This window comes from Chitinivibrionales bacterium (assembly GCA_014728215.1).
In the GTDB taxonomy this organism is placed as follows: domain Bacteria; phylum Fibrobacterota; class Chitinivibrionia; order Chitinivibrionales; family WJKA01; genus WJKA01.
The window spans coordinates 1-3,497 of record WJLZ01000112.1 but is presented as its reverse complement, the minus strand read 5'-3'; the positions used below and the strand labels follow the sequence as shown (position 1 = coordinate 3,497).

The 3,497-nt window shown below is 46.8% G+C and carries 6 protein-coding genes; all 6 read left to right on the top strand.

What is annotated here, in order from left to right; genetic code table 11:
* Positions 1–1,153, top strand: a 1,153-nt coding sequence (locus tag GF401_08315) for a hypothetical protein (GenBank protein MBD3345050.1), incomplete at its 5' end; no start/stop codon positions are given.
* 165 nt (positions 1,154–1,318) lie between these two features.
* Positions 1,319–1,822: a prepilin-type N-terminal cleavage/methylation domain-containing protein gene (locus tag GF401_08310; protein ID MBD3345049.1), complete on the top strand. Its 504-nt coding sequence runs from the start codon at positions 1,319–1,321 to the stop codon at positions 1,820–1,822.
* A 45-nt stretch (positions 1,823–1,867) separates the two neighbouring features.
* Positions 1,868–2,194 (top strand): prepilin-type N-terminal cleavage/methylation domain-containing protein, encoded by a 327-nt coding sequence (locus tag GF401_08305; GenBank protein MBD3345048.1) that lies wholly within the window; start codon positions 1,868–1,870, stop codon positions 2,192–2,194.
* Positions 2,157–2,654: a prepilin-type N-terminal cleavage/methylation domain-containing protein gene (locus GF401_08300; protein MBD3345047.1), complete on the top strand. Its 498-nt coding sequence runs from the start codon at positions 2,157–2,159 to the stop codon at positions 2,652–2,654. The genes GF401_08305 and GF401_08300 overlap by 38 nt, the downstream gene beginning before the upstream one ends.
* Positions 2,651–3,178: a hypothetical protein gene (locus GF401_08295; GenBank protein MBD3345046.1), complete on the top strand. Its 528-nt coding sequence runs from the start codon at positions 2,651–2,653 to the stop codon at positions 3,176–3,178. The genes GF401_08300 and GF401_08295 overlap by 4 nt, the downstream gene beginning before the upstream one ends.
* Positions 3,166–3,497: hypothetical protein (locus tag GF401_08290; GenBank protein ID MBD3345045.1), on the top strand; the 332-nt coding region annotated here is incomplete at its 3' end. The genes GF401_08295 and GF401_08290, both read left to right, overlap by 13 nt.

Sequence of the window (3,497 nt, the reverse complement as noted above, 5' to 3'; positions counted from 1 at the left end):
TCGCCTGACAGAGCGAGGGCTGACGCCGCTGAATATCGAGGAGCTTAATTTTGACGGTACCCGGAAAAATGAGAGCTATATCGAGAAGATCAACAATGCGCTGCTCAAGTACCAGACCCGGGTGCCCTATAAAACGGTTGTATTTTTTACCCGTCAGTTGGCGACCATGGTCAATGCCGGGGTACCGATCGCCCACGCGCTCGACCAGCTTGCTACTGCCGAAAAACCCGGATTCTCAAAAATCCTCCACGCCATAGCAGACGATATCGCCATGGGAAGCGCATTTTCCGACGCTATTGCACGTCACCCCGGGGCATTCGACGATGTCTATGTCGCCCTGGTACATTCCGGTGAGGTCTCGGGGTCCCTGGACCGGGTGCTGGAAGAACTCGCTACGTATATGGAAAACGTGCAGGCCATGAAAGAGAAGGTCAAGGGCGCCATGCGGTATCCGATTTTTATCGGAGGATTTGTCGCACTCCTTATTACCGCAATTTTATGGAAACTGGTGCCCATATTCGAAAACCTCTATGCCAGCTTTAATGCATCGCTCCCCGTGCCCACCCAGATTTTAATAAATATATCCAATGTCATTCGGTACAATGGGTTGAAATTTGGGGGTGGAATAGTGGTGATTACAGCAGGGTTCATTATCGGGATGAATCATAAAAAATTTAAAAGATTTGTTCATAAATGGATTCTCTATATCCCTGTATTCGGTGAGATTTTACGAAAAAACATTCTGGCCCGTTTCTGCCGTACCATGGCGGTTCTTCTCGGCGCCGGCACCCCGATTCTTCAGGCAACCGAAATCGCCGGCGCGGTGGTCGGCAACCGGGTTTACTCGGAAAGTCTTGAACGGGTTTTCGTACGTCTTCGCACCGGCGAACTGCTCAGCCAGGCCCTGGCCGCCACCGGGATGTTCCCTGTGCTGATCTGCCAGCTCACCTCCACCGGTGAAGCCGCCGGGCGTATCGAAGATCTCCTGGGAAAGGCCGCCGATTTCTATGAACGGGAAATCCGGGTCACCGTCGATTCCCTGGCGGCAATTATCGAACCGTTTTTAATTATTATACTGGGAGGCGTTGTAGGACTTATTTTAATAGCACTCTATTTTCCGGTTTTTACGCTGGGGAAACTGATGAGATATTAGCTTGATATAATTAAATTAGTTTTATCGGAAAATTTTGAAATGAATAATTGAGAGTGTTTGAAACGAAAGGAGGAGAGTGGCGAAGAAATATATCACTAAAAATCATCCTGAATTTTCATGTACAAAAATGTTTCAACCTGAAATTTAAATTTATGGAGAGGTGTAATTATGAAAAAGTTGTCCCTCAGGAAAAATGAAGGGTTCACCCTTATCGAAGTTATTGTCGTTGCGGTTATTATCGCTGTTCTGTCTGCTGTTGCTATTCCGTTGTATAACGGATATATTCGGGATTCACGGCAAAGAACTGCAGAAAATGTTGCTGGATCGTGCGCCAGTTTTATTGGCACAGCCTGGGCAACCCTTGGCGATGAGTTTACCGATAGGTGCCAGGTAAGGACAAGTGAAGGCGGTTCGGATGCAGATATTGTCACCGATACGTGGTATACCAGCTCAGAATCTGCTGACCCAGCAACTTCTATTAGATTTGTAACACTTAATGATGACGAAGATGAGGTGGAAAATTATTTCATAGTTCCAACAGATATTGCTGTTATGGTTGATTTAGGTGCCAATACTGTTGTTGCGCGACATGCAAAAGATACCGACAATACATTAACTCAGGCATACCATTTTCGAGCGAATACTACACCTACTCAAACTAATCCTTAAGGGCATTAAATATAGTGGGGGTGAGAGTTGCTGTTAGATAATAATATGAAAAGCTCAACGGGTTTTTCGCTTATAGAAACAATTGTTGTTGGAGTTATAATTGCAATACTGGCGGCAATATCTTTTCCTCTCTATGATGGATATGTTGCTAAAAGCAATAGAGACAGATTACACAACATTGTCTTATCGGCAAAAACGGCGGCAAACACTCATTTCCGCAAGACCGGAACTCATCCGGATTCCGCGGACCTGAATCTGTTTTTTGATGATGAAAATGATTTTGAGGTGTCGGTTGATGATGAAGCCAGGAGCATAACCATACGCGACATTTCAGATCCGGACAACGTTATTGAAGAAACTGCACATTATTAAGGCGAGAACAGGGTTGATCTTTTGTAGTTCAAAAAAAAATGATACAGGATTCACTCTTGTTGAGATGCTCGTAGCTTCCTCGGTTTTCGCAATCGGTATTATCGGCTTCATCGCCCTTGTTGCCAAGGGGCGTGAGCTTGATGTTGGCGACCGTCACCGGAGGTTGGCGCGCTATTTGATCGATTCCTGTTTTGAAGACCCTGCATATAGTTTTGCAAATTATGCACATCTTGAAGACCTTGAAAATGATTACGAGCGTATTCTTGATGAGCGCCGGCCTGATACGACGGGTGATGAACTTTTGTGTACTTTGCTGGTTGTTGTGACTGATTCATCGGTTTATCCTGAGGTAGGAGGTTCTGCTGTGGATGTAAAAAAGATCCGGGTTTCCGCTTACTGGCTCGAACCGGAGGGGTTTGATACCTTGACGCTTGAAAAATGGATAACCGGTATCCCATGAACGATACCAGGGGCGTCACGCTCGTTGAAGCGGTGACGGTGGGGATTATTGCCGCGGTTGTGGGCGGGGTTACCTGGTCTTTCCTGGGCATGTATTCCGGAGAAATCAGCGACGGCACGATTGCATCCCGGATGCAGATGCAGGGGGAAAATATTATTCAGCAGATTGCGCGGGACGTCCGCCGGGGAAGTCTTGTTCTGGATTCAAGTGAAACGGTGGGCGCATCCGGCGGTGATACAACGACAAGAAATATCTATGTATGGGACACCCTTCCCCCGGGCGGCGCCGAGGTTGTCGCCGGTTATTCCCTTGCGGATTCAATCCTTTATGAATACGATACCCTTGGCGATACCATGAAATTGTTTTTTATCGGTGAAGATACCATCATGAAAGTTGACATGGCGAGCGGTTTTCATCTCGATGTCACCCGTAAAACCATCAATGCCGATTTGAGAATAAAAGCCCTGTACAATAAAAAGGACTTTCTTATGCCGGTAAAAGGGAGCTTCAGGTGCAGAAACTAAGGATGAATATCAGAAAGACGATAAAAAACAATGGCGCCTCTGCCCTGGTAGGAGTCGTTGCCGTTACCATGCTCATGGCTTTCGGCGCAACTGCCCTGCTGCAGGTAGGCGCAATATCGTCGAATAATGAAATAGAATCTTTTCTGGATACACAGGCGAGACTGGCCGCCGAGTCGGGCGTTTTACTGGGCGCAGCATGGATTAAAACTGCCGATAATGACCTCTTTCCCGAGGATTCTTCGGATACCTCGACGATATTTGAAGCGGTACCTTTACATGCCTTTGAAGCCAGGGTCACTGTTCGGAGAATTACTGCTGC

Coding starts and splice junctions, on each gene's coding strand:
- GF401_08295 (MBD3345046.1), top strand. CDS start 2,651: ATGAACGATACCAGGGGCGTCACGCTCGTTGAAGCGGTGACGGTGGGG.
- GF401_08305 (MBD3345048.1), top strand. CDS start 1,868: ATGAAAAGCTCAACGGGTTTTTCGCTTATAGAAACAATTGTTGTTGGA.